Annotated in this window: 26 protein-coding genes; 14 read left to right on the top strand and 12 right to left on the bottom strand. The window is 39.8% G+C overall.

What is annotated here, in order from left to right; genetic code table 11:
* The first annotated feature begins 153 nt into the window (after positions 1-153).
* On the top strand, positions 154-540 hold the full coding sequence (locus tag MMH89_RS00385; RefSeq protein WP_258568408.1) for a hypothetical protein: 387 nt from the start codon (positions 154-156) through the stop codon (positions 538-540).
* On the opposite strand, the gene MMH89_RS00380 is transcribed toward MMH89_RS00385, so the two are convergent.
* From MMH89_RS00380 to metK, 4 genes are read right to left on the bottom strand one after another with little or no spacing between them, the layout of a single operon-like run.
* Positions 520-738: a hypothetical protein gene (locus tag MMH89_RS00380; protein ID WP_258568407.1), complete on the bottom strand. Its 219-nt coding sequence runs from the start codon at positions 736-738 to the stop codon at positions 520-522. The two genes, MMH89_RS00385 and MMH89_RS00380, sit on opposite strands and share 21 nt — an antisense overlap.
* On the bottom strand, positions 720-1,880 hold the full coding sequence (locus MMH89_RS00375; RefSeq protein ID WP_258568406.1) for a DesA family fatty acid desaturase: 1,161 nt from the start codon (positions 1,878-1,880) through the stop codon (positions 720-722). Before MMH89_RS00375 ends, MMH89_RS00380 begins: the two co-directional genes overlap by 19 nt.
* Positions 1,881-1,923: 43 nt before the next feature.
* Complete coding sequence (locus MMH89_RS00370) at positions 1,924-2,136, bottom strand: YfhL family 4Fe-4S dicluster ferredoxin (RefSeq protein ID WP_258568405.1); 213 nt, start codon at positions 2,134-2,136, stop codon at positions 1,924-1,926.
* Positions 2,136-3,257 (bottom strand): methionine adenosyltransferase, encoded by a 1,122-nt coding sequence (gene metK / locus MMH89_RS00365; protein WP_258568404.1) that lies wholly within the window; start codon positions 3,255-3,257, stop codon positions 2,136-2,138. Before metK ends, MMH89_RS00370 begins: the two co-directional genes overlap by 1 nt.
* A 169-nt stretch (positions 3,258-3,426) precedes the next feature.
* Here metK and MMH89_RS00360 point away from each other — a divergent pair, with 169 nt between their 5' ends.
* Positions 3,427-3,786: a response regulator gene (locus MMH89_RS00360; RefSeq protein WP_258568403.1), complete on the top strand. Its 360-nt coding sequence runs from the start codon at positions 3,427-3,429 to the stop codon at positions 3,784-3,786.
* On the opposite strand, the gene MMH89_RS00355 is transcribed toward MMH89_RS00360, so the two are convergent.
* A complete protein-coding gene (locus tag MMH89_RS00355; RefSeq protein WP_258568402.1) occupies positions 3,778-3,951 on the bottom strand; it encodes a rubredoxin in 174 nt (57 codons plus the stop codon). The genes MMH89_RS00360 and MMH89_RS00355 overlap by 9 nt on opposite strands.
* 93 nt (positions 3,952-4,044) lie before the next feature.
* Here MMH89_RS00355 and MMH89_RS00350 point away from each other — a divergent pair, with 93 nt between their 5' ends.
* Positions 4,045-4,809, top strand: a complete 765-nt coding sequence (locus MMH89_RS00350) for a DnaJ domain-containing protein (protein WP_258568401.1) — start codon at positions 4,045-4,047, stop codon at positions 4,807-4,809.
* On the top strand, positions 4,806-5,435 hold the full coding sequence (locus tag MMH89_RS00345) for a beta/alpha barrel domain-containing protein (protein WP_258568400.1): 630 nt from the start codon (positions 4,806-4,808) through the stop codon (positions 5,433-5,435). The genes MMH89_RS00350 and MMH89_RS00345 overlap by 4 nt, the downstream gene beginning before the upstream one ends.
* Here the strand turns inward: MMH89_RS00345 and MMH89_RS00340 are convergent.
* Together MMH89_RS00340 and MMH89_RS00335 are read right to left on the bottom strand one after the other, a co-directional pair.
* Entirely contained in the window at positions 5,416-6,714 is a 1,299-nt protein-coding gene (locus tag MMH89_RS00340; protein WP_258568399.1) for an ABC transporter ATP-binding protein, read from the bottom strand. The genes MMH89_RS00345 and MMH89_RS00340 overlap by 20 nt on opposite strands.
* On the bottom strand, positions 6,711-8,426 hold the full coding sequence (locus tag MMH89_RS00335) for an ABC transporter permease (protein WP_258568398.1): 1,716 nt from the start codon (positions 8,424-8,426) through the stop codon (positions 6,711-6,713). Before MMH89_RS00335 ends, MMH89_RS00340 begins: the two co-directional genes overlap by 4 nt.
* Before the next feature lie 88 nt (positions 8,427-8,514).
* Between MMH89_RS00335 and MMH89_RS00330 the strand changes: the two genes are divergently transcribed.
* Positions 8,515-8,790 carry a hypothetical protein gene (locus MMH89_RS00330; protein ID WP_258568397.1) on the top strand — a complete coding sequence of 92 codons (276 nt, stop codon included), beginning with the start codon at positions 8,515-8,517 and terminating at the stop codon, positions 8,788-8,790.
* 35 nt (positions 8,791-8,825) lie between these two features.
* On the opposite strand, the gene MMH89_RS00325 is transcribed toward MMH89_RS00330, so the two are convergent.
* A complete protein-coding gene (locus tag MMH89_RS00325) occupies positions 8,826-10,928 on the bottom strand; it encodes a hypothetical protein (RefSeq protein ID WP_258568396.1) in 2,103 nt (700 codons plus the stop codon).
* A gap of 107 nt (positions 10,929-11,035) precedes the next feature.
* Positions 11,036-12,820 carry a hypothetical protein gene (locus tag MMH89_RS00320; protein WP_258568395.1) on the bottom strand — a complete coding sequence of 595 codons (1,785 nt, stop codon included), beginning with the start codon at positions 12,818-12,820 and terminating at the stop codon, positions 11,036-11,038.
* 195 nt (positions 12,821-13,015) lie between these two features.
* Between MMH89_RS00320 and MMH89_RS00315 the strand changes: the two genes are divergently transcribed.
* The 4 genes from MMH89_RS00315 to MMH89_RS00300 all read left to right on the top strand — a co-directional run bounded on the left by MMH89_RS00315 (position 13,016) and on the right by MMH89_RS00300 (position 17,597).
* Positions 13,016-13,966 (top strand): hypothetical protein, encoded by a 951-nt coding sequence (locus tag MMH89_RS00315; protein WP_258568394.1) that lies wholly within the window; start codon positions 13,016-13,018, stop codon positions 13,964-13,966.
* Positions 13,967-14,148: 182 nt separating this feature from the next.
* The gene (locus tag MMH89_RS00310) at positions 14,149-15,009 is read left to right on the top strand and encodes a hypothetical protein (protein ID WP_258568393.1); all 861 of its coding nucleotides are present in this window, start codon (positions 14,149-14,151) and stop codon (positions 15,007-15,009) included.
* 15 nt (positions 15,010-15,024) lie between these two features.
* Positions 15,025-16,002 carry a hypothetical protein gene (locus MMH89_RS00305; protein WP_258568392.1) on the top strand — a complete coding sequence of 326 codons (978 nt, stop codon included), beginning with the start codon at positions 15,025-15,027 and terminating at the stop codon, positions 16,000-16,002.
* Between the two features lie 221 nt (positions 16,003-16,223).
* Positions 16,224-17,597 (top strand): glycine--tRNA ligase, encoded by a 1,374-nt coding sequence (locus MMH89_RS00300; RefSeq protein ID WP_258568391.1) that lies wholly within the window; start codon positions 16,224-16,226, stop codon positions 17,595-17,597.
* On the opposite strand, the gene MMH89_RS00295 is transcribed toward MMH89_RS00300, so the two are convergent.
* Entirely contained in the window at positions 17,594-18,526 is a 933-nt protein-coding gene (locus MMH89_RS00295; protein WP_258568390.1) for an RNA polymerase factor sigma-32, read from the bottom strand. The two genes, MMH89_RS00300 and MMH89_RS00295, sit on opposite strands and share 4 nt — an antisense overlap.
* 55 nt (positions 18,527-18,581) lie before the next feature.
* On the bottom strand, positions 18,582-19,490 hold the full coding sequence (ftsY, locus tag MMH89_RS00290; RefSeq protein ID WP_258568389.1) for a signal recognition particle-docking protein FtsY: 909 nt from the start codon (positions 19,488-19,490) through the stop codon (positions 18,582-18,584).
* Between the two features lie 301 nt (positions 19,491-19,791).
* Between ftsY and MMH89_RS00285 the strand changes: the two genes are divergently transcribed.
* From MMH89_RS00285 to MMH89_RS00265, 5 genes are all read left to right on the top strand, one after another.
* Positions 19,792-20,565 (top strand): ParA family protein, encoded by a 774-nt coding sequence (locus MMH89_RS00285; protein WP_258568388.1) that lies wholly within the window; start codon positions 19,792-19,794, stop codon positions 20,563-20,565.
* Positions 20,558-21,418 carry a ParB/RepB/Spo0J family partition protein gene (locus tag MMH89_RS00280; protein ID WP_258568387.1) on the top strand — a complete coding sequence of 287 codons (861 nt, stop codon included), beginning with the start codon at positions 20,558-20,560 and terminating at the stop codon, positions 21,416-21,418. Before MMH89_RS00285 ends, MMH89_RS00280 begins: the two co-directional genes overlap by 8 nt.
* Positions 21,419-21,529: 111 nt before the next feature.
* Positions 21,530-21,868 (top strand): thioredoxin, encoded by a 339-nt coding sequence (gene trxA, locus MMH89_RS00275; protein WP_258568386.1) that lies wholly within the window; start codon positions 21,530-21,532, stop codon positions 21,866-21,868.
* A 155-nt stretch (positions 21,869-22,023) separates the two neighbouring features.
* Positions 22,024-23,271, top strand: a complete 1,248-nt coding sequence (gene rho, locus MMH89_RS00270; RefSeq protein ID WP_425491990.1) for a transcription termination factor Rho — start codon at positions 22,024-22,026, stop codon at positions 23,269-23,271.
* 28 nt (positions 23,272-23,299) lie between these two features.
* Entirely contained in the window at positions 23,300-23,950 is a 651-nt protein-coding gene (locus MMH89_RS00265) for a hypothetical protein (RefSeq protein WP_258568384.1), read from the top strand.
* An 81-nt stretch (positions 23,951-24,031) separates the two neighbouring features.
* Here the strand turns inward: MMH89_RS00265 and MMH89_RS00260 are convergent, their stop codons facing one another.
* A complete protein-coding gene (locus tag MMH89_RS00260; RefSeq protein WP_258568383.1) occupies positions 24,032-24,622 on the bottom strand; it encodes a leucine-rich repeat protein in 591 nt (196 codons plus the stop codon).
* Positions 24,623-24,805: the final 183 nt, after the last annotated feature.

The following is a 24,805-nucleotide window of genomic DNA, read 5'->3' as shown; positions in this document are numbered from 1 at the left end:
CCCTAGTGACCAGAGCCTTAACCAGGGTTCTTATGCACAAAACCAGCACAAAAACATGAAAGTGTAAAATAAATAAACTGCAATAAGCCCAATAACAATATTGACAGGTAAGAAGTAAAACCTGGAAATATTACACTTTTGCTAACGTACTCGTTGCAAACATCAATGGCGCTAACGTTAGCACTGAAATATAAGCAAATACCCTATTTTAAGATAATTTATTACCAGACTAAGGTTCAAACAGACTTTTTTCAGTACACACAAGGTAAGAAATGTCTCACAAACAATGGCGCATTATACCCATTGGCATTGGATACTATTGATAGAATAATACCCATAGAAACAAAACAAAAAACTATGTATATAAATAAAATTTTATTCTGTCATCCTGATGGGAGCATCTATCTCTCCATCAAAGCTCAATTAGTCATATACCATCCTTACAAAAATAGCACCCACACGCTTAACGACATTCTTAAGAAACTCCCACCCTTAGAGCGTAGTAAATTTAAGCGTATTTTAAGACAATTGTTCTTCTAGTTTTTTGATTTTTTCTTGAGCTTGAATTAAAAGATCTTGTGTAACTTGATACTCCTGCTTAGAAACAAGACCTAGGCGCAGAATCATTGAGCGTATCGCAAAATTACACTCTTGCTTAAAGCAACGCATTAAAGCACGTATCGGCCTTGGAAATAATGAGTAATACTCATCAAAGTCTTCTAATTTTGGGTCTTGCATACCACCCCCTCTAAGTAACGTGACTCCACCCAGCTTGCAAATACAATCAACAACTCAATTTGGGTATCACGAGCTTGCTTGCACCAATCTTTAATAGAGGCCATTCTATCTGGATAGCCACTGTGGTAAAAAATTGCGTACAACTTCGCTCTAAACTTATAAACTTGGGCTAACTTATCATCAAAAGAAAGTGCACACGTCAATACATGCTTCTCTTGTTCTTTTAATAACTGAGGGTGTGTAAATAATAATCGCTTTAAACGCTTAATACGCATCAAACCACTATTATTGTTTACCAAGTAGCTCTCTTTTAATGCATGACTCAAAACCTGAATACTATATTCACGGCATATCAACATCCGCTCATTCAAAATGGATGCTAAACCAGCCTTAACCCGATCCCTTGCTGGCATTACATAACAAACCTTAGCCAACCCTAAATAAACCAGTATCTTTAAATAAACGTAACCTAGATCAAATTCAAAAGGACGACTGGATAGTTTTGCGGATCGAGGATATGCATGGTGATTATTGTGCAGCTCTTCTCCCGCAATAAAAACACCCCACGGTATAATATTACAAGATGCATCCTTAGACTCAAAATTTCGATAACCTAGATAATGCCCAACCCCATTAATAATACCCGCAGCTGTTAGTGGCACCCATAGCATTTGCGCAACCCAAATAATAAGCCCCTGTGTGCCCCATAAATACAAATCAATACACAACGTTAATATAACTCCAGACCCTTTGATTCGATAAACATGACGCTCAATCCAATCATCTGGACAATCATGCCCATACCGCGACAATACCTCTTGACTTTGTGCGCTACGACGATATAACCAAACCCCAGACAATAACACAGCCCAAATTCCATAAACCTGTGGGCTATGTGGATCTTCTGATGTCTCAACATGCGCATGGTGTTTTCGATGCACAGCAACCCACTCTTTTGTCGTCATCCCTGTTGTGAGCCATAACCAAAATCTAAAAAAATGTGCAACCACTGGGTGTAGTGTACATGCCTTATGCGACATAGATCGATGTAGATATAAAGTTACCGCAATCATCGTCACATGGGTAAGTCCCAGTATGCACAACACTACCTGCCAATGACTTAATTGAAAAAGACCCTGCACAACAACCCACTCCCTAAAAACACTTCCATATTACACTATAGCATTAAACCTTACTTGCCTCATGCTCTTTTAATAACTCAATGCAATCTACAGGACAAAACACAATACACTGAGGCTCATCATAATGCCCTTGACACTCCGTACATAAATCGGGATCTATCTCATAGATGTCAACACCTTGACTGATTGCTTGATTCGGGCACTTATCTTCACATACATCACAATTAATACAATCGTGATTAATCTTTAAAGACATTAAAAGCGCTCCATCCTATCCAAGCGTTCCCAAGGCAAATCTAAATCACTACGCCCAAAATGACCAAAGGCTGCAACTTGTCTAAATATAGGTTGATTTAACTCCAATGCTACAATCATAGCTTCTGTTGAAAAATCAAATATAGACTCAACTTTACTTAATATCATTGACTCCGGTATTTTAAAGGTTCCAAAGGTATTGATTGATACGGCAACCGGTCTGCTTTTACCAATCGCATAAGCTAACTGTACCTCACAGCGTTCTGCTAAATCCGCAGCTACAATATGTTTAGCAACATACCGAGCCATATAAGCACCCGTCCGATCAACCTTAGTTGCATCTTTTCCTGAAAAAGCACCGCCTCCATGATGACCAACACCGCCATAGGTATCCACAATAATCTTACGCCCTGTCAAACCACAATCTGCATCCGGCCCTCCCTCAATAAAACTACCCGCAGGATTAATAACAAACCGAGTCTCCTCAGTGATTAAGTCCTTAGGAATAATTGGGTCCAGAATTTCATTTTGCACTAAAGCCCTAAGATCAGATAATGAGAACTCAGCCACGTGCTGTGTCGAAATCAGCACCGTATCCACATAACTCGGTTGATTTCCAGTATAGGCCATTGTAACCTGTGCTTTAGCATCAGCCCCAAGCATAGGATTGGATTGACGCACTCTTTTTTGCTGCTGCATCAGCTGATGTGATAAAACTACTGAATAAGGCATAAACAAATTATTCTCATTACAAGCATAACCAAACATAACGCCCTGATCACCCGCACCGATGCGGGCATCACGATAATGATCAACACCATGCGCAATTTCTTTAGACTGCAACCCCATATGGATTAGAAGCTCTAACTCAGATGCACATACTTTTCGGTTATAAACCTCAGATAACACACTGCATACTGCATCTGCATAATTAATATCCGAAGATGCTGTTAACTCTCCAGCTAAACCAATCCACTTACCTTTAATAATCGTTTCACAGGCTACTCGCGCATGTTTATCAAGCATCAACGCTTGATCAAGTACCGCATCAGAAATTTGGTCTGCTATTTTATCCGGATGGCCATCAGAAACAGATTCTGATGTCACTAATCTATAACTCATAACAATTCTAAGTATATAATAAAATTAATAAATAACATAAATCACCCTCTATTACACGCATTAATCTTAAATACAACCAGAAGTAAGAGATTTCTTACATATGAATCAACATGACATCCAATAATAAAATAACGTAGTATAGTGTATATTTTATAAACTAACTCTTGCAATGACGAAAGTACTATATATAGAAGATGATATCCTTACCGGACAAATATGCACTAAAATGTTTGAGATGATTCCAAACACCTCTCTAAAGGTATGCACTTCCGGGTATGAAGCTATTGAGCATTTAAAAAGTCATCAGTATGACTTAATCTTACTCGATCTAAGCCTGCCCGACATTAGTGGATTAAAGATCGCTGACTGCTTAAAGTCACAACATGAGCTAACCGTGCCCATGATATTAACCAGTGCACATATTGACTCTGATATGAGTTCACCTCTAGTCGATCAAGTGGTTGAAAAACCGATGACCATTGCTAAACTCAAAGAAATACTCACCCGTTATACAGCTTACTCAGGTTAAGGACATCATTTCAAAATCAGCTTTCATTGCACCACAATCAGGGCACAACCAATCTTCAGGGACATCTTCCCATAATGTTCCTGGCTTTATTCCATCCTCAGGCCAACCGATCGCCTCGTCATATACAAGACCACAAATTAAACACCAGTAACGCTTATACTCCATCGACTACCCATCAAAATATACACAAAATATCTTAATTTGGTATAATTTACAAACATTACCTATTTATGGTATCATGCCTTCGAGGTAAATAGCATGAGCAAAACAGCTTGGTTCTTTTTTGGGATCTTAATTACAACAATGTTTAGAGCACCCCTGTACGTAGGTATTATCCTAGGCATTTATCTAGCATACAAATTTGGTGATCCGATACCTACCTTTCAATGGTCAAACCATTTCCATACTTTTTCTGTAGCATCTTATCACCACCACTTATTTTCAAGTTTAGGTCTTTTAGCAAAAGCCGATGGCGTTATTTCACAGGCAGAAATTAGCTATGCTAAGCAACATATGCAAAAAATAGGTCTTAATTTCCATCAAACATCCAGTGCAAAGAACTCATTCAAAGAAGGATCAATGGGGCTCAATCTAAATAAAGTATGTACCTACATGCAAATTATAAGCATGCAAAACCCTACTTTAGTTGAGCAATTCTTACTTGTTTGTGAAGGGATCTGCCATGTTGACGGTGCCCCCTCTAGAAATCAAATTAATATACTGAATCAAATCAAGTTTTATACCCAAAGACAAAATCAGAACCAGCATCAGTACCGCCAACAAACCAACCACCAACCTTTTAGAGCGTTTAACGGCATACAAAACGCATATCAAACCTTAGGCGTTAGTGCCAATACTTCACTGGCTGATGTCAAAAAAGCCTATAGACGCTTATTAAGCAAATATCATCCAGACCGTCACCCTGACCCGAAAAAAAAGAAAATAGCAGAAGAGAAAGTAAAAGAGTTCCACAGTGCTTGGGATACCATTCGTAAACAACACGCTGACAAACAACGCATATGAACTTTATACTCCCCTCTTTACTAGCAGCACCTTCACTCAATTTAGCTGACTGTATTACTCAGCTTATGCAATTAGGCCTTAAGGATCTACACATTGATTGTATGGACTTTCAATACACCCACAATTTTGGGTTGAATATCCAAAACATGAAAGATATAAGATCACGCTATCCAGAGTGCACTTTAGATGTTCACCTAATGACTAAGCCCACCTCAAAAGCACTTCTGAATCAGCTAATTGAGATAGGCATTAAAAACATTAGCGTACACTGGAACACCCTTGATACAGCTACCCAACAATGGCTCATAAAACAACCCATTGACTTGAGAATTGCTCTTTCACCCGATGAAAGCATCCCCTCTAACTGCCCAACTCAACGCTTACTCATACTCTGTGTCAACCCTGGGTTCTCACATCAAGCCCTGCAGGTTTCTATGTTAGAAAAAGCCAAACAAGCCAAACAGCAAGGATTTGATGTTATGCTTGATGGTGGCATCAATCTGGACAATATAGAAAAAGTTCTTAAAGTGAACCCTGATCATATTGTTATGGGCGGCGGGCTATTAAAACACAGCCCCGAACAACAAAAAAGCATCCTCTCTAAGATTAAGGATCTTCGAGGCTGAGCATTCCTGAGTTATCATTATAAGCAAATAACTCTGCATAACGACCCCAATCAATCATGGTCCTTAGTACGGCATGAGAGGCTGCTTCACTTAAGTTACTCTTAAGCACATCTAAGAATAAATCCTTATGCATACTGTGTGCAGCAGCACGTTCTAAACGCTCTCGAACATTTAAAGCCAGTGGGATATAATCTAAAATCTGTCTTGCAAAGATTTTCTTTTTATCGAGGATACTGGCCTCTGCAAAGGATTTACCAGCCTCTGTTAAATTGAACTTGCCATTCACAACCGATGCAAAACGTAGAATCTCAACCGCCTCTGCTACTGGGAGCAGCTCATCAATATCTAAATGCATCTCATCAGCAACATCTGATAAATCTGAACCTTCTCCCCCCTCCAGTGAGGCCAGGAACTCTAATAAACCGGTCAAGTTTGAAACAGCAACGCTCGGTAAACGGTAGTCTACCCTAACTGTTCTAAACCGCATACCAGCCCGCTTAGACTGGAAATTAATATCTGAGATCCTTCGGTAAACCTCATCAATATACGCACTCATTTTTTCTTCATGGTCATCTCTTGGATGTGGTAGATCCACAACCATTTCAGAACGCACATTTCCTGGGTCTGAACCAAAGATTAAAATACGGTCAGCCATATAAACGGCTTCTTCAATGTTATGCGTTACCATAAGCATTGATTTTAAATTTGTTTTCTTACTTATCCACAGGTTAATTAGATCACCACGTAAGTTTTCTGCTGTCAGCACATCCAGTGCTGAAAAAGGCTCATCCAATAGAATTACTTCTGGATCAACCACTAAAGCTCTTGCTAACCCTACCCTTTGGGAGATTCCTCCTGATAATTCTCTTGGGTATGCAGATTCGAAACCATCCAAACCGACAACATCAATTGCTTTTAATGCCTTTTCTCTTCTAACCGCTGGGTCAAACTCAACGCCCTCAATCGCTAACTCTACATTCTGCAATACCGTCATCCAAGGCAGCAATGCAAACTGCTGGAATACCATACTCAGCTTTGGAATAGATCCAACAACTGGTTGCTGATTATAATACCTAAGCCCTTGTGTGGGTTTGATTAAACCCGCAATAATCCGCAATAAAGTAGATTTTCCCGACCCAGAAGTCCCTAACAAACAGATAATTTCACCCGGATTGATGTGTAGTGATACATCATCTAGCACTAAAATCTCATTTTTAGGTCCCTTACTAAAAGCCTTTTTAATATCTGTTACTTCTATAATTGGTTTCATTTTTTTCATAGATTCCCCCCATAGCGTTGCGCAACGAATCGATACAGCGGCATCCACACAAATCGATTAATCACTAATACATACACACACATGACCAGCACACCCAGGTACACATTTTGACTCAAACCCTCTTGTGAAGCCTGCATGATGTATGCACCCAAGCCCTGTGCATAGATTCTCTGCCCATTCCAATCTACAGCCTCAGCTACAATACTGGTGTTCCATGCGCCCCCTGCAGCGGTCAGCATTCCAGTAACCATTGAGGGCAGTATACCTGGCATCAAGACCCGTTTAAACATCAACCACCGACTCATTTGTAATGCATCAGACAGCATTAATGCATCCTCAGGCATAGCTCTAACACCTGCAATCACATTGAATAATACATACCATTGGGTACCGAGCACAATCAACGGTGACAACCAAATATCTGGATTATAACCTCTATAAATAATAACCGAGCCAATCAAAGGATAAAGCATATTAGGCGGGAAGGATGCTAAGAACTGAACCACAGGTTGTAATATATCTGCAACCCGCTCATTTAGCCCCAGGTAAATCCCAACTGGAGTCCAAATTAATGCGCAGAGGATCACCAGCAACATCACGCGCATTGCTGTGTAAAAACCCAGTACAAATACCTCTGTTAACATATCAAGGGTAATATCAGGTAGTGAAAATACAGCATAATAAACAAGCAATGCAGACACTGATGCAGTTAGCATATATCCTAAATAAGCATGCCAATCCCGAACACGAAATACTCTGATATTGAATCTAGAGCTATGTTTCTTCTTTCTGGCTGAAATCCAAAGCCATACTCGTGTGAACCCAAGTTGTATGACCGATAGCAATACTGAATGCTTAGCCATTTTCCATACCCAATTAGGCTTTCCACCCTCACCCTTTCTGGCTCTTAGCCAATAGTTAAGTGGACGGAAAATCATTTGATCATAGATTAAAATAACCACAAACAAACATGCAATTGCATAATAAATAGCCGCTACATTACCCTCTTTTGTAGCTTGAGCAATGTATGCGCCTATTCCAGGCAGTGCTACATCATGATTTGCAATGGTAATCGCCTCACCAGCAACCACAAAAAACCACCCTGCCGACAAAGAAAGCATAGAGTTCCAAATCAAACTAGGGGCTGCAAACGGAAGTTCTAACTTACAAAACTTTTGCCAGGGAGAGAATCGGTAAATAAACGCCATTTCTTGATAATTAACCGGAATGGTTTTCAAGCTTTGATAAAAGGCTAAAATCAAATTCCAGACTTGTGAGACAAACACTGCAAATATAGAAGCGATCTCTGGCCCTAAAAAGCTACCTGGAAATGCGTATAAAAACCATATAAAAGCCAGCTCTAAAAATCCAATGACTGGAATAGACTGCAACACATCAACAGCGGGTAGAATAATTCGTTCAGCTGTCGCACTTTTTGCTGCCATGCTCCCAAAAATAAAGGCCACAAACAGTGATACTGCAAGTGCAACAAACATCCGTAGTATGGTTCTAAACGCATAGTAAGGCAGTCCCCAGGGATCTAAATCAATATTAATTGGATCACCAACCTCATAAGGAATTAGTATGTCACTTGCTGTTTGAGACAACAAATATAAAAACAGCATGACCATTATAAAAACAGTTATATCCCACCACACAGACCGTGTCGTATATTTAATATCACGTGTTGAGAAAAAATTGATTAATGGCATTTACAAACCTCCTGTTCGAGTGTAGACTTTTTAGCGATATCCTTCAACCGTTTATCACACAACTACTGATAACAAATAGAAATGACTTATGAGGCCTTATACAATTGCCAGAGGATGTATTAACTGGCTATATCAACTATTCCAAGGAGAGGACTCAACCATCGATTGCTGCCAATGCTCTGAATATATGGATTTAGTGACTACAAGTAGTGATATCTTGGGATCTGATGCTCTATGCATGATACTACCTAACTATAAAAAATGGGCACAAGGAGAACCCTGTTGTTATGAATGTCCAAGAAATAGATCTAAGGAAGCTAACGCAGGAACAGAGTATGTATCACTTACTCAAAAAACACCGTGAATGGTGACACAAACAAAAAACAGGCACTACGATTTTTAGGGACGATAATCCTTGGGTGGCAACGGAGGCCGACCCGCTTTCTCAACAGCATCCTTAGCTGTTTCTGAGAAAAAGTCTCCCGACTTCGACTTCTTAATAGCATCTTTATTCTCATACACGTCACTCTTTTCAATCATCTTCACATGCTCTTTAAACTCTGCTTTAAACGCTTCTCTTAACTCCCTTTTATTTACTCCAGGCTTCATCACTTCTACAATAGATTTAAACTTCCGCATTGCAAGTGAGCTCATCTGTGGATTATAATCAGAGGGAAGATTCTCGGCCTGAGCCTTCAAATCATCAACAGTACGACCGCCTAACTGTGTGTACAAACTCACTATTTTATCAATAAAATTTTCAGCTGTTCCTTGTTGGAGAGCATTGTGTACACTATCTGCTGCCGATCCAGCAGATTTCACAGTATTTATCTCTAAAGCCTGAGCCTGGTTTGAATCATATTTCATTACCTTTCCGTTTTCTACTGGCAGTAACTCCCAACTATCGCAAAGTTCACCAAAGCTGTATCCTCGTAAATTTTTGCGATAGTAAAACCGATGGTCATTTGGATTATAGGTCCAATCGTTCAAGAACTTTCTAGCATCTTCATTGCCCTCATGTTTGTTCCTATACATTTCAACAAGATCTCCAACCACAGCGTCTGGCGTAGACCCATGATAAGAGCCTTCATCGGTAGCATTAGCCTTCTCTCCACCATCATGTACATCATTGCCTCTTTGTGCAAGTAAGTCTGCAGCGATACCACGATACATTTTACAATTATCCAACTTTGCTAGGCCTAGTAAACTATTTAGCTGAGAAATTGCTAATGGCTTCATATGTAAAACAGCCCTTTCCTCTCCATTAACAACATGAAGCTTAGAATTCTGTCTTACACTACCTGTGAGCGCCAGTTTTGCCGCTTCATTCTCACTTTTTGTATAAGCATCATAACAAACCGCTTTAATATTTGAAAACCGCTCTGGATGGTCGTTTAATATCTTGTTAAGTGTTTGTGCAAATATTGTAGGCATGACGTCCATAAATTTACCTGCAAACTCACCACAACCTATCCCAGGCATCATCACAAAAGCACCCTCTGCTGGTGGCGCTGTGGCATTAATATGCAATAGTGCGGCTTCTAGCTTAGGTCGCAAATTTTCACTAATATTTTTTTCCTCTCCAAGACCTAGCGCTGTTCTATAATCCTCATTATCAAATAATGGCCCATGACCTAATGCGCCACTAATAAATACTGGTGTGATTTCTTTAACATGCTCTTCATCATTAGGCTCAAACCACTTTCTAGCTGACCCCCTTGATCCATTACCGACTACCTTATCCGGTGATGTCCCCGCTGATATGATGCCATCTAATATTGCTACTTCATCTGGATTCCAACCGCTAACTATAGCGGGAGAGGCACTCTCTGCAAATAAACGAGGTTTTTTTGTAGCAGATAATGCCTGAATTAACTTGTCTACTGTTAAGTTTTGAACCTCAATACCCTGGAGTCCCAATACACGTTGGAGGTTAGCACCCATTGTTTTTCCCCCACTTTTTAACTTATTTAGATAGAGTTCAGCCTTTTCCTTAGTGACAGGCGAGCAGACAATATTATACCGAGGTCCTGATAGAGCAACCTCCGCCAGCTTGATCCGTGGTCGTTTTAATGGCCGGGGCTTTGATCCTACCCTTCTTCTTGATGCAGGTGGTCCCACATACGGTTTTGGAAGGGCCGCTTTTATCTCACTTACTATCGCATCAATCTCAGATCGCTTGTCCTCATTATTTACTCGTGGATTTGCATCTGCATCATCAAAAAAGTGATCAAACACCGCATTATCCCACTCAACTGGAGTCATCTTTGATAAACCTACCTCAGCCATCTTCATATAACCCGTTAAAAAATCCTGATAATCGGCACAAGAGTCAGGGAATTTCTTACCATTTTTAATATAGCAATAATATAGCTCTAGCTGATTCATACTGCGAAGCGTACTTCCGCCTGCTCTATTAGATAACGCTTTTATTTTTGGATCCGTTGATTGATACAATGCATTAAGCCTACCCTTTGGCTCCGCAGCCACAAAATTAGTCATTACATCTGCATCAGTAGAACTTAGCACCGTATTCGCAAAATGACCTAATGTAGATTCATATTGATTCTTTTTAGCCTGCGTTGTATCATAAGCGCTACAAAAAGCCTTCAGCTCTTCCTTCCTTGCTTCCTTGCTTCCGCCGCCTTATCCTCCAGGAGAAAGTGTTCTTTTACTTTATCTTTACCCGTTTTCTCCTTCAACTCTTTCTTAATAAAGTCTACTGCACCTTTTATATAGGTCTTTACAAACTTTTTCGTATCATCATTCTCCACACCGCTTAATAGACGAGTGTCAACATCTTGCTCTGTATTAATTCCAGACGCTTTTAAACAATAAACAAGTTCAGCCTGATTAAAGGTGCGCCAAATCTCACCTCCGAATGCTCTACTCATGTTTTTAAAAGGTAGTGATGCTAATTCAGCAATCGCTGCTAGCTTACCGTATTTATCCTCCGGCGCTGCGCTGTTATACTCTTGTAAGCTCGCATCTTCTATCTTACCTAAATTTTTAACAAACGACGCTAATTTCTCCTCAGGAGAGCGCGTATTCTCATAATTAAAGTCTCTGCACACTGTTTTTAAAGCACCTAGCATATCCTTACTATTAATAGCCGTTAAGATATGCTCAGCCCCATATAGTTTAGCGCGCACAGCTAATGTAGCTTTGAAATCGCTGTCATCTGCGCGCACTTTCTCCAACCCATTTGCTGCCATTTCTACATATTTTTGTACAATAAACTTCTGATCAGGAGTCATGGATTGTTGAATCCGGTTTAAATACTCAGGATCTGCAATCTGTGCCAACATAACATTAAGTTGACTAAGTCCTTCGCTTGATAGCCCCATTCTCATCAAGTGATTTATATGACCATTATCATGGAAAGTTTCATACACATTTACTGAAGTCTTTTTCAGAGCAGCGATAAGACCTGGTTTTTTAGCATATTCTCTTGCAAAGTCTGCCAGACCATTGACTGCCGCTACACGATCTTGATTTACCGTCTCACCGGGCTTGATTACCACTAGTTGCATGTCAAAGTCCGTAACAGCATTAGTAAATGGATGTTTTCCATCATCTATATACAACACATCACCTCCTTCGCCTTGGAGAAGACTAATAGCAGCAGTAAGATGAGTTTTCTTATTAACACCCATGCTCTTACTATTCGCAGTGTCCTTTGTAACCTCTATACCCATATCATCAAACAGGTATTTCATAAATGTTCCCCCCTTGGTATGTGAGACCGCAATACACTTTGTACCTTGATCGACAGCACTTTTGACTAATGTTTTCATGTTTGGTGAAATAAATTTTTTAAATTGTGTAATACATGTTGCATTCTTGTGTAGTTTATCTCCAAAATCCTCGGAGATTCCACTACCTTCAGGATCTTGTAACAGTATTTGTAATGCTTGTTTAAATGATAGATCTATATCTTTGAATTCTTTAGAACACTTGCCTTTCAAACGCGCCTTAAACTGCTTAGCAAGTTTTTTTCTATCGCTTGAGGAAATCTGTTTCAAGGCATTTAACATAGTTTTTCTTTTTCCGGGATCTACATCTGTAAACTTATTAATCTCGTCACCAGTTATTCCACTATTTATAATGGCTTCCTTAATAGCTGGTAGTTCAAGCAGCGACTCGGCAACCCGATTAAAATACCCATCAGTATGTACCGTAAGCAACGTATAATCAATGTCTAACAAAAGTCCTGTTAATCCTTCTGGTAATAAATCTTTTAACTGTCCCTTACACTCCTCAGCAGTAGCATGCAAATTCTCTATAGGTATCCCAGGCATATTTTTTGTGTGTGGCGCTGGAATATTCACAGCTGTAAATTCAAAAGTCTTTGCTTTTCTTTTCCGCAACAGATTTTTTATCCCATTCATCATCAGTTCTTCTCCCAATTAATAGCTCAGTTAGCTTATACGTTTCATAACTCTTAATGATTCACATCAAAGTTTCAGAGTGGTTATAATCATTATTAAGAGCCTGTCAGAATTAAATTATCTATATCACAAACCCAACCAAAAAGTATTGACGAAAAACAAAAAAACATATGTTAATTAATAACATAAAAAACAAACATGGAGAAAACAACTATGCTATCTTACATACACCCAAAAGAAACTTTACACGGCTTAAGACCCAATCTAGTTGATCTAGGAAGCTCATCATTCAAATTTTTAAATGCAAGCGGTAAAAAAATAGAAATAAAAGCCAGTACTGATCCTGTATATAATGCGCTGATTGAGCGCTTTCACACAAGCCCAGCAAATGATCCAAGTCTTGCTGAAGCAATTAAGGCGCTGTTAGATCACTTGAATAAAAATGCAAAAGCTAATGGTGTCGTGATCTCTACACTTCAACTTGGCTCCATGTTCGAAAAACACACCACTCTCTTTGCTCAGGTATGCGCAGGCATTGTTGCTATTCAAACTGAAAACTGTGATGCTGCAAACCGCGTTGCTCAAGAAAGAACCGTCAACCCAAGTTTTGGATACAGTGAGGGTATCTTAGTTCTTGGTGGTGGTGCTGCACGTTACAAAAATGAGTTTGTAGAACCCATTACCAGCATTGGCTCTAAATCTTACAGAAGGTTACTCAGAGCATTATTTACTAAAAGCACGAAAGATAAAACCTGTAACCCAAAGCTATTCAGCATGGGACTACAAACTGTTCTTGCAGACCTTTGCTTTGAGCGAATCACAAGTGAACTTCAAGGTCTAGTTGCAGACATCAAGCAATTCTATAGAACGGCAGGTGGATCAAACCCTGGGTTTGGATGTGTTGGTTTAAAAGATGGTCAGGTAGCTGCCTATGAGATTGCACTAGATGCTAGAAAAGTAGCTGTATCTGTAACTCAGTTAAATGAATCTAAGATTCATCACACTCAGTTTAATCACGATATAAATACACTTGTTGAGCAAACAATTCGTGAGCCAAGTATAACCCTATTTAAAGGACAATCTGTAACAGCTTTTGATGTTAAACCGAGTACTCAAGGCGGTGCAGCAGCAACAACTTCTACTAGATAATAATATACCGTTAATGAACCATCAAAGCGCATGTTAGTCACACTTTAACATGCGCTTTTTTATTACATTAAAATCAATTTTCTCTTTGCTAATACTCTAGCCATTTTTGTTTTTAGTTAAAATTAAACCTGACAACGCTAATCTTTTATTTATAACCACAACAAAATAAAGAGAGAAATATTATGAAAAAAGCAATGACCCTATACGAAATTAGAGAAGCAGTGACCCAAGCTGGAAAAACTCTAAAGGAAAGTAACGAATATCCAAAGGTCATCTTCACGGCAGAACTGTACACCGGTTTAGCTGTAGTCTTGAATAGTGGCGAAACACTGGATAAAGATGAGCGATTTTTAACTGAAAGTGAGGTTGGGACGCTCACTTCAAAACATATAAATGCAATACAACAAGGTTTATTAACAGGAATAACAGTCGCAGATTATAATAGCCATCCTAACATTACCACAAAATACCTAGCTTTAGATGAAGCAGCAGGAGAACTGAAGGTTAGTCCAGGTATAAACGAGTCACTCGCACATGCAGCTGTTTGCACTATTGACCCAAATAATGAGTTACAAGTGAAACATTTAACAGAGCTACTAACGACTATTAATACAGACTTTAACAATGCTACACAGTCCACATCTTTTAAAGAGCTCTCTGATGAGATGTTAACTCAAATTAAAAAGGATCCAGTTGACTCAAAGAAATATCGCACATTGCAAGACCAAGTCAACAACTTAAATGAAGGTAACCCACTGAAACAGATGTTTGAGTCTCAAATATTACCCGCAATGAAAGCAAAAGTTTATCTCAACTATAAGGGATATTCTGGAAAAATTGGTTTCTTCCAAACGCTATATATGCGTGTCAAAAGCTTATTTGGTGGAAAAGCTTATGCGAGACGTCTTGCTGCTTTAAACATATTACAACATCCTGAAAAATCAGACACCATCCTTAAAAGTGATAAGCTCTATGGCAAAGATCATAGAAAACCTGCAAAGGAAGGATCATTCAGGGATTTATTCCCGCGTCCGCGTCCTTAATTGATAGAATTTAGAATGACTAAAAAAGTTACTTGGAAGGATCAACTTGGCAAAGGCCCACTCCGTGAAACAAAAGAAATTGTCTATGACGATGGAGTAGATCCATCTGAAATTAAACAGACACTGATGGAGGCGTATGACCAAGCCGGTATTATTGTCGATACTAAAAGTATTGAGTTAATGACCAATCTTACATTGAATGAAATAAGCCCTTATTACGATGATCCGGATAAAATTCTAACATCCATGCATTTAGCCATTACAAACTGTTTAAGCAGACCTAAAAAAGATGAGGTGTCGGGAAAAATTTGTGTAACTGTTGACCCTAGTGAATTTAAACTGCCGACTACTGATCTAGTAATAAAACGATTTATTACAGATGAACCGTCTTCTCCTTTTCATGTAGTCAATCTCTTACTAGCATGCAATGTATCAGAAAAAAGTATTTGCTCACTGGGTTATACGTACAAAAAAATAGAGCGTAATACTATGGATCAATACTTTATACAAGACGCTAATTTATTTACGGGTATTGAAGAGGAAATAGAGCCCTATCTAAGCAACATGTCTACTCAAGAGCTCTTAAATATCAATCAAGCATTAAGCGAAGACGGGCGTAAGATAATAGAAGGGGATGTAAAAGGGTTTTACCTCCAGAACCTACAACAATGCATTGAGAAACAGGAAGCGTTTAAAGTAGGAATATTAAATATCACAGCCCAAATACTACAAGCACGTTCTTACCTAGCATATAAAAATATTGATGGCTCAAACCCAAATCTTATAAAATTACTTTGGATGAGAGTAAAAAGCATATTTGGAGGAAAATCTTATGCTCGAGTAAAAGTTGCCTTGCAAATACAGAAGAATCCAGTGAGTGCAGCTAAAATATTGGAAAAAAACCACAAAAAAATTTACGGCAAAAATACTGAAACTAAAAAACACCAGCACGCATTTAGAAACCTATTCCCACCTCCTAATCCAAAGGCTTAATAGAACATTGCTAATGAATTAAAAACAATACTATAGCCAGTATGTTTTACCCAGAAACCTTACGTCGCATACGTGTGTAGCCCCAATATGTTCATTAAGGATATTCGATACCATCCTAATCGTTTATTATAAATAAGTAGTCTTTTAGCCAATCCTAGGATTAACTTGCAGTGATGCTAGAGTTTGTATACTATATTTAGTGAATTTTTATAGAGTATAAAATGTCCAAGATATCAATGGAAACCATCATTAGTTTGTGTAAGCGCAGAGGATTTATTTTTCAAGGCTCTGAACTTTATGGTGGCTTACAGGGCATCTATGATTTTGGACCTCTTGGCGTTGAGTTAAAAAACAACTTAAAACAAGCTTGGTGGAGAGACATCGTTCATGCCAGGGATGACGTAGAAGGATTAGACAGCTCTATTTTAACCCACAAACAAACCCTAAAACAGTCTGGTCACGTTGACACCTTCTCTGACCCTATGGTTGACTGCCGATCTTGTAAACAAAGAATGCGTGCTGATCATATCAAAGATAAAAAATGTATGTTTTGTGGCTCAACTGACCTTACAGAGCCCCGTGATTTTAATTTGATGTTTGAAACCCATTATGGCCCTATTCAATCTGATGAACATGTAGCCTACCTTAGACCTGAAACCGCACAAGGGATCTTTACTAATTTTAAAAATGTAATGGATGCAACCTCTAGAAAGCTTCCCTTTGGGATTGCTCAAATCGGTAAAGCATTCAGAAATGAAATCACACCCAGAAACTTTATTTTTAGAGTTAGAGAGTTTGAGCAAATGGAGCTTGAGTTCTTTGTTCACCCGTCACAAGATGACAACTGGCACCAATACTGGGTTAAAAACCGTCTAGATTGGTGGGTTAACCAAGGAATCCACCCTGACCATCTAAAACTTGAAGAGCAAAAAGGTGATGAACTATCACATTACTCCAAAGCGACCACTGACATTCTCTATGAGTTCCCACACGGGTTTGAAGAACTAGAGGGTATTGCAAACCGTACAGATTATGACTTAGGGTCTCATACTAAGCAACAATCAGAACTTAATATTACTGCAAACGTAAAAGAGAATGCAGCCAGTACACAAAGATTGGCGATTAAATCACCACAGGACCCGCAACCTTTAGTACCCTATGTTATTGAACCCTCTGCAGGACTCGAACGTGGTGTCCTTGCTATACTTGTTGATGCATACCAGGAAGAGACACTCGATGACGGTCAAAAACGTGTATTTTTAAAAATCAAACCAGCTCTAGCTCCGATTAAAGCAGCGGTTATTCCACTCGCTAAAAACAAAGCTGAAATTGTGGAGTTGGCTCAGTCAATTAAACAAAAATTACAAAAAATAGGGCTGGGACGTATTAAATATGAAGATACCGGGAACATTGGGAAAGCATACCGACGTCATGATGAAATTGGTACGCCTATTTGTATCACTGTCGACTTTGAGTCTATTGAATCCTCAGAGCCTAGCGTCACCATTCGTTACCGTGACTCTCGGGAACAAAAGCGTATATTAATTGAAGACTTAATCAATCAGTTTGGTCAATTGATTGGCCTAAACAACTAAGCCTCTTCCGCAAGCAATAGTGATCCTTGTCCTTGTAGTAACTGATAGCACTTAGCTAGCGCTTGCTTTTCAATTTGGCTAACACGCTGCATTGAAATACCATACTCTTCCGCTAAAGATTCTAATGAGCACTTTTTCTCAGCCAACCATCGCCGCTCTATGATTTCTCTTTGTCGATCATTCAGTTGCCCCAGCACAGAGGCAATCGCCTTATCCTGAAAATCCTGTGTGTTTTTTGACTCAATTAATGCAGCTGGGCTTTGACTGTGATCAGGAAGCTGCTCTGACATACTGACCCCCTGCTCATTACGCGCATCAATCGATGCATCCGCTGCAGTAAGCGCAGACTCTACTGCTTCTATATCCGTGACCTTCACACCATACTCTTGAGCAATATCAGCTCTATCACTCGCACTTAAAACACCTTGCTTTTCTCTTAAGTGCTTCCCTAAATTAAATAATATTTTACGCTTGTTTTTACTGGTAACGGCTTTAACCATGCGCATATTTTTAATAATATACTCATTAATATCACAACGAATCCAATACACAGCATAGGACAAAAAGCGCACACTTTTATCTGGATCGAAACGTTTAACCGCTTTCATTAACCCTAGATTACCTTCTTGAATAATATCGGCTAATGGCAACCCATAGCCTTTAAACCCTTTTGCAATATATACCACAAAACGTAAATTAGACATCACTAAATACTGCGCCGCATCAACATCCCCTGTCTCTTGATACTGCTTTGCATAAGCATACTCTTCTTCAGCACTTAATAATGGAATTTGTGCAATTCTATGCAAATAAGCATCTAAACTATCCTCATATGAGCCATAAGCCAACTGAGAAGATACCACAAGACCTGAAGTGCTCGCGGGGTAAGTGCTTTTTATTGTCGTATTATTTTGCTTATCTTTGCTCATAAAAACTCGTAATTTATACTGAATTATAACACTTTTTTAATAAAATGTACACCCTTCACTCAGCCAGATCCAATACGCTTGAAACAAATGCCTCTGGATCAAATGGCTGTAAGTCCTCAACCTGCTCACCCAGCCCAACAAAATAAACGGGTACTTTCAGCGATTGCGCAATCGAAAATAACGCACCACCCTTTGCTGAACCATCTAACTTAGTAATAACAACCCCCGTCAACCCTACCTTTTCATGAAAGGTTTGCGCCTGTATGATACTGTTTTGCCCTAAACTGCCATCGACTACCAACCATACATGATGTGGTGCATGTGCATCAATTTTACCCATTACACGCTTCATTTTATTCAGCTGATCCATTAAATTATGCGCACCATGCATTCTGCCCGCTGTATCCGCAAGCAACACATCTACCTTATCCTGTGCACACTGCAGCGCATCATACATGACTGCAGCAGGATCGCTCACACCAGGCTGATGAAACATCACCGCCTCGGTAGCATTCGCCCAATGTTGTAGCTGCTCAAAAGCCGCTGCTCTGTATGTATCCCCTGGAGCCACCCCAACCAACATGCCTTTTTTCTTATAGTATGCAGATAACTTTCCGATCGTTGTTGTTTTTCCTACACCATTCACACCTAGCATCATGACGACATTCGTCTTATCCTCAAACAATGCCTGCCCTGGCACAAAGAGATTGACTAAAAAAGTCTTTAAACAATTTACAACCGCAGCATCATTTTCTATGCCCTGAGCAAAGTTTTTTCTTAGATGAGCAATCAACTGATCTGTTAATGCTCCCCCCATATCCGCTTCAATCATTTTTTTCTTAAACAGCGCTAAACTGTCTTCATCTAACGCTTTCAAGCCACGTAACACACCAACAGCCCTAGAAAGAGACCGCTGTGTGTTGCCCAGTGCACGCTGTACGCGCTGTGTTATTGAACGTATCATTTAAACTCTCCTTTACTTACAATCTACCGACTCAACACTTTTTATCAAGGCCTTGCCCAAAACACCCCCTAAAAAACGAGTGATAATCAACTGTAATAAGCTATATATAACATATAAGTATACTGTGGATAAAAGATTAATTGCCGCCCCGACCTTGATTTAGCCTACATAATGTTAGTAACTTTTTAATGCCGGCATTAAATATGCTGAAAACCATACAGTTCTGTATTTGATTGTAGCAACTGCTCCATTACTCCTCATGATTATGCTAAGATAAAAAAAGTTATGAATTCGAGGAACCATGAGTCAAAAAATCTTTGCAATCATCAACCAAAAAGGGGGCGTTGGAAAAACAACAACTGCAGTATCCCTAGCAGCAGCATATGCGAGAATGAAACGCTCTGTTTTACTCATTGACTTTGACCCCCAAACCAATGCATCTACAGCAACGCTGGACCAGTGGTCTCATTCTGTCGGTTCTGTTCTTGAAGGCAACATCCCCATTAATGATGCCATTTACCAAAGCCCAGAGGGGTTTGATGTGCTACCAGCAGACTATCACTTAACGTCAACTGAGCTAAAATTACTTAAAACACAAGACAAAGAGTCCAAGCTTAAACAAGCACTGGCTACACTGAATCGATCCTATGACTTTATTCTGATTGATTGCTCTCCTAGCTTGAACATTCTAACCATCAATGCATTAGTCAGCGCACAAAACATACTTATCCCAATACAATGTGAGTATTATGCACTAGAGGGGTTAGCCAAGTTACTACAAACCATTGACTCCGTTTCTAAGCAGTTACAAGTCTCACATAAGCTTTACCTATTAAGAACGATGTATGATGGGAGAAACCGACTTGCGGTTGACGTATCCAATGAGTTGAGTAAACACTTTACGGGTCAACTCCTACAAACGGTTATCCCCCGAAATATCAGGCTTGCTGAAGCCCCTAGTTTTGGTGAAAGTATATTCACTTATGATAAAAGTTCTCAAGGTGCCATTGCATATCTAGCCTTAGCAGGAGAATTGAACCGATTAACTAAACAATTGGAGCAGCAAGATGCCTAGTAAAAACAGAAGACTTGGTCGCGCTTTAAGTGACATGGGGCTAAATGAACTGCTCAGCGATATTAAACAATCTGACCAAGCACTCCAGATCCAAAGCTTAGCGCTTTCTGAGGTCAGCCCTAATAATGATCAACCTCGAAAAACATTTTCTCAAGCTTCTATCGAAGAACTGGCCGCATCGATTAAAATACATGGCATTATCCAGCCCTTAGTCGTTCAAGAAAAAAACAACCAATACCAAATTATTGCTGGAGAGCGACGGTATAGAGCTGCAAAAATGATTGGTCTTACCCATATCCCAGCCATTATTAAACAAGCATCTGAACTCGAGTATGAAGCTATTGCTCTGATTGAAAACATCCAGCGCGAGTCACTCAACGTGATTGATCAAGCAGAAGCATTTGCACGTTTAATTGATACACATAATATGTCTCATGAGGCACTAGCAGAGCAAGTATCAAAATCAAGGTCAAGTGTCACAAATATACTCAGGCTTAACCAGCTCCACCCAGAAGTAAAAGCCTTGGTCAGAAACCAATCTTTATCTATGGGTCATGCTAGAGCTATTTTAGCCATTCCCTCAGAGCGTCAACCTGAGTTTGCGCAAAAAGCAGTTGCCCAATCACTATCCGTCAGACAGGTAGAAGCATTGATCATGCGAATGAATAAACCTAAAAGCACACCCGCAACAAACAACGACTGGGCGCAACCCTTGCTCACTACGCTCCCCATAACCGCAAAAGTTACAGGGTCAGAGCACAAGGGTAAACTCATCTTGTCCTACAAGAGCCAATCCGAATTACAATCAATGATTGAGCAACTCAGCGACACCAAAGTATTTACAGAAGCATAAACAATAAATATTACCAAAATTGTTGACAGCACGTAAATCATGGCATAGACTTGTAAAAATAGCGCTTCTGCTATTGTAATTTACCCTCCCTGATTAACAGGTAATTATACTATGAATACAATCCATACGACTGATCAATCTTTTCAAAAAGATGTTCTAGAAGCATCAAAACCAGTTTTGGTTGACTTTTGGGCAGACTGGTGTCCTCCATGTAAACGAATATCTCCTATTCTTGATGAAATTGCTAACGAGATCACGGATATATCCGTCTGTAAAATAGATATTGTTGCCAACCCTGAGTGCATGCGCACTTATGACGTAAAAGGACTCCCAACGCTGCTATTCTTTGTTAACGGTTCTATCGTTGGCAGAAAAGTTGGCGCGTTATCGAAAGCACAAATACTAGACTTTATCACACAATCCACCACACAATCTCAACAGAGCGAATAATGAGCACAGAAAGCAATACAAAAAGCAACCCAAATGCACCACAAAATACAAAACCTGGCGCACCTTTAGCCCAGAAGCCTAATGCTCATCCCAAGCCTGATGCACAACACACACCCCAGCCCAGACCTAAATTTAATATCATTGAATTACGCAACATGGATATTAAAGAGCTCTATAAGAAAGCAAAAGAAATTGGACTTGAGTATCATCGACAATCCAGACAAGAGCTTTTATTTAGCATACAAAAACTGTTGGTAAAGAAAGGCTTTCAACTGATTATGGAAGGTAACGATGCAGGTGTTTTAGAGATTGTACAAGATGGCTACGGTTTCTTAAGATCACCACAAACCAGCTACCTTGCTGGGCCAGATGATTTGTATGTATCACCCCAACTCATTAAACAGTATCGTTTAAAAACAGGTGCTATCTTCTCAAAAGCAAAGATCAGAGTGCCAAAGCCGCGTGAGCGTTATTTTGCAGTGGAAGATGTCACTGAAATTAATATGCGACCTTCAAAAGAACAAGCACACATTGTCCCATTTGGTGATAGAAAAGCTGAATTCCCGACCAAGCGTATTACGCTTGAGGATGGCTCAGGCAGCAGTAATGATGCCATGAACAGAATTATTGATATTGTTGCACCCATCGGTGAAGGAAGTCGTTGTTTAATTGTAGCACCTCCAAAAGCAGGTAAGACCGTATTACTCAAAGGCATTGCAAACAGCATTTTAAAGAAAAAACCCGATTGTAAGCTATTTGTACTATTAATTGATGAGCGGCCTGAAGAGGTCACTGACAACGCTAGGGACATCCCTGCTGAAATCATTGCCAGTCCTTTTGATAACCCACCTCAGCGTCATATCCAAGTTGCTGAAATGGTGCTAGCAAAGGCTAAACGATTAGCTGAAAACGGTGAAGACGTCGTGATTGTTCTAGACTCAATCACACGACTAGCAAGAGCATACAACCATGTTGCAGCCTCTGATAGTAAAATATTATCAGGTGGTGTTTCTGCAGCAGCCCTGCAGCGCCCAAAGCGATTCTTTGGTGCAGCACGTAATATTATGGAAGGTGGTAGTTTAACCATTATTGCAACCACGCTTATTGATACTGGATCTAAAGCAGATGAAGTGATTTACGAAGAGTTCAAAGGAACTGGAAACCACGAAATCCACTTAGATAGAAATCTCGCACAGAAACGTGTTTATCCAGCCATTAATGTAAAACTGTCTGGAACCCGTAAAGAAGAGCTACTACTCAGCCCTGAAGAGCTTAATTATTGCTGGATTTTGAGAAAGTACCTGCACACAATGGAAGATGGGCAAGCTACTGAGTTCCTAATCAAACGAATTAGAGCGACCAAAACCAACAGCAAATTCTTTGATGCGATGAAAGACAGCTAAACTTTAAAGGTGACTTTATTTTAAAAAAATGCTAACTTCTATAGAGCAAATGAGCATGGAGCACACTCTTATAAATAAATCACACATCGCACTTCTTGGATTATCGTCACTATTAACAGTCTCAGCGGCTAAGGGCTTAAGTAATATAGACCTTACCGCATCAATTGAGACTGTAATTATTAATGCTGGTGCAACTGACACAGGCGCTGTTACAGTAATAGGCGCAGGCCCTGCTCTAAATGCTAACTATCAACTTTCTGAAGACCTGGCTGTTAGTCTTGATGGAAGCATAATCACTAATATCGACCATTTAGGGGACTACGTTGACGGCACTCATACGGAACCTGACGGGATCCAGTACTTAATTTCAGCATCAGTATTCCCCGCTTTCCTTGAACAGGAATGCGTAAAAGCTGGTCTTACAGCAGGGCACTACAACGTAGCAGCAGAAGACACAGCGGGCGCATACAAAAAGGAAGTAAATGGACTTTTTGTTGGCATAACAGTTGCAACAGACAATCACTCAGCAGATAGTGAATCTGGAAGGGGTTTCACAGTGAGCGCCACAGTCGGTACAACCCTTAATAATGATCTAGCAGCCACTGAAAGCGGAACGACCACGGGCTCAAGCCCTCGCTCAGGAGGCATCGTCAAAGTTAGTGCTGGCCGGAGTATTTAACATCCAGACTAACAAAGAAAAGCCACCCTGTTTACTACTAGGTGGCTTTTTTTATTGATGTTAAACAAACTCAATCACTCACTATATACTCAGCGAAGCAAGAGGACGCGATGACTGACCCTGCACAACCTTTAAACCAATTGCTCCCTGTCCACCAAATCGTCGAAAGGCTTTAAGATCTATACATCTAGAAGGCCTCGGGGGCACCAACACAAAGCGGCATCTTGGCAACATTATCCGAAGCCTAATCAATCTCCTAACATTCACTGAAGACGCCCTCAGCCAAGTAAAGCATTCATAACTCAGTGCTACCAAACGTAGGTTATCACACCCTGAAAAAGCACTTATAGCAATACGACCAATAGCACCCTTTAACACCAACATACGCAACCGCGAACATCCATGAAAAGCCTCAGTGCTCAAACCAACATTTGCATTTAGGGTTAATAAGGATAGGTTCTGTAAACCCGCAAAAGCTTTCTGGCCTACAAATGAGCGCGGACCAATCGTCACCGATCTAAAGGAACTAGCCTCAAAGGTACCATGTCCAATTCTCACTCGCGATTGAGACTGTAAATAGTCAAACCCCTCTAAATCAGAAAAAGAAGCATCCTCCAAGTAAGCACTGCGCTGCAATACAAGAGTATTCAACTGAGGACTTTCTTGCCTCATCATTTCTACTTGTGTAGCAACATATTCGTCCAGAAAGCCACTTACTTATATATTATTACTCATCATAACTTCACCTAAATATTGTTATTATTATCAGCAAGATAGTACAATTCTCCTAACATGTCAAGTATAACCTTACCCCCCCCAAGCGCTAGGCATGGTAGCATGATTAAACTTACATCA

Origin of the sequence: Candidatus Comchoanobacter bicostacola (genome assembly GCF_024172705.1) — a bacterium.
Classification (GTDB): domain Bacteria; phylum Pseudomonadota; class Gammaproteobacteria; order Comchoanobacterales; family Comchoanobacteraceae; genus Comchoanobacter; species Comchoanobacter bicostacola.
The sequence above is the reverse complement of the archived record's forward strand: the minus strand, read 5'-3'. Positions and strand labels throughout refer to the sequence as shown.

Excerpts from the sequence above, each read along its gene's own strand:
- MMH89_RS00325 (WP_258568396.1), bottom strand. The coding sequence starts at position 10,928 with ATGACTAATTTTGTGGCTGCGGAGCCAAAGGGTAGGCTTAATGCATTG.
- MMH89_RS00310 (WP_258568393.1), top strand. The coding sequence starts at position 14,149 with ATGAAAAAAGCAATGACCCTATACGAAATTAGAGAAGCAGTGACCCAA.
- MMH89_RS00360 (WP_258568403.1), top strand. The coding sequence starts at position 3,427 with ATGACGAAAGTACTATATATAGAAGATGATATCCTTACCGGACAAATA.
- MMH89_RS00295 (WP_258568390.1), bottom strand. The coding sequence starts at position 18,526 with ATGAGCAAAGATAAGCAAAATAATACGACAATAAAAAGCACTTACCCC.
- MMH89_RS00345 (WP_258568400.1), top strand. The coding sequence starts at position 4,806 with ATGAACTTTATACTCCCCTCTTTACTAGCAGCACCTTCACTCAATTTA.
- MMH89_RS00280 (WP_258568387.1), top strand. The coding sequence starts at position 20,558 with ATGCCTAGTAAAAACAGAAGACTTGGTCGCGCTTTAAGTGACATGGGG.
- metK (WP_258568404.1), bottom strand. The coding sequence starts at position 3,257 with ATGAGTTATAGATTAGTGACATCAGAATCTGTTTCTGATGGCCATCCG.
- MMH89_RS00330 (WP_258568397.1), top strand. The coding sequence starts at position 8,515 with ATGAGGCCTTATACAATTGCCAGAGGATGTATTAACTGGCTATATCAA.
- MMH89_RS00380 (WP_258568407.1), bottom strand. The coding sequence starts at position 738 with ATGCAAGACCCAAAATTAGAAGACTTTGATGAGTATTACTCATTATTT.
- ftsY (WP_258568389.1), bottom strand. The coding sequence starts at position 19,490 with ATGATACGTTCAATAACACAGCGCGTACAGCGTGCACTGGGCAACACA.
- MMH89_RS00340 (WP_258568399.1), bottom strand. The coding sequence starts at position 6,714 with ATGAAAAAAATGAAACCAATTATAGAAGTAACAGATATTAAAAAGGCT.
- MMH89_RS00370 (WP_258568405.1), bottom strand. The coding sequence starts at position 2,136 with ATGTCTTTAAAGATTAATCACGATTGTATTAATTGTGATGTATGTGAA.
- MMH89_RS00320 (WP_258568395.1), bottom strand. The coding sequence starts at position 12,820 with ATGATGAATGGGATAAAAAATCTGTTGCGGAAAAGAAAAGCAAAGACT.
- MMH89_RS00315 (WP_258568394.1), top strand. The coding sequence starts at position 13,016 with ATGGAGAAAACAACTATGCTATCTTACATACACCCAAAAGAAACTTTA.
- MMH89_RS00335 (WP_258568398.1), bottom strand. The coding sequence starts at position 8,426 with ATGCCATTAATCAATTTTTTCTCAACACGTGATATTAAATATACGACA.
- MMH89_RS00350 (WP_258568401.1), top strand. The coding sequence starts at position 4,045 with ATGAGCAAAACAGCTTGGTTCTTTTTTGGGATCTTAATTACAACAATG.
- trxA (WP_258568386.1), top strand. The coding sequence starts at position 21,530 with ATGAATACAATCCATACGACTGATCAATCTTTTCAAAAAGATGTTCTA.
- MMH89_RS00300 (WP_258568391.1), top strand. The coding sequence starts at position 16,224 with ATGTCCAAGATATCAATGGAAACCATCATTAGTTTGTGTAAGCGCAGA.
- rho (WP_425491990.1), top strand. The coding sequence starts at position 22,024 with ATGGATATTAAAGAGCTCTATAAGAAAGCAAAAGAAATTGGACTTGAG.
- MMH89_RS00305 (WP_258568392.1), top strand. The coding sequence starts at position 15,025 with ATGACTAAAAAAGTTACTTGGAAGGATCAACTTGGCAAAGGCCCACTC.
- MMH89_RS00265 (WP_258568384.1), top strand. The coding sequence starts at position 23,300 with ATGCTAACTTCTATAGAGCAAATGAGCATGGAGCACACTCTTATAAAT.
- MMH89_RS00355 (WP_258568402.1), bottom strand. The coding sequence starts at position 3,951 with ATGGAGTATAAGCGTTACTGGTGTTTAATTTGTGGTCTTGTATATGAC.
- MMH89_RS00285 (WP_258568388.1), top strand. The coding sequence starts at position 19,792 with ATGAGTCAAAAAATCTTTGCAATCATCAACCAAAAAGGGGGCGTTGGA.
- MMH89_RS00260 (WP_258568383.1), bottom strand. The coding sequence starts at position 24,622 with ATGAGGCAAGAAAGTCCTCAGTTGAATACTCTTGTATTGCAGCGCAGT.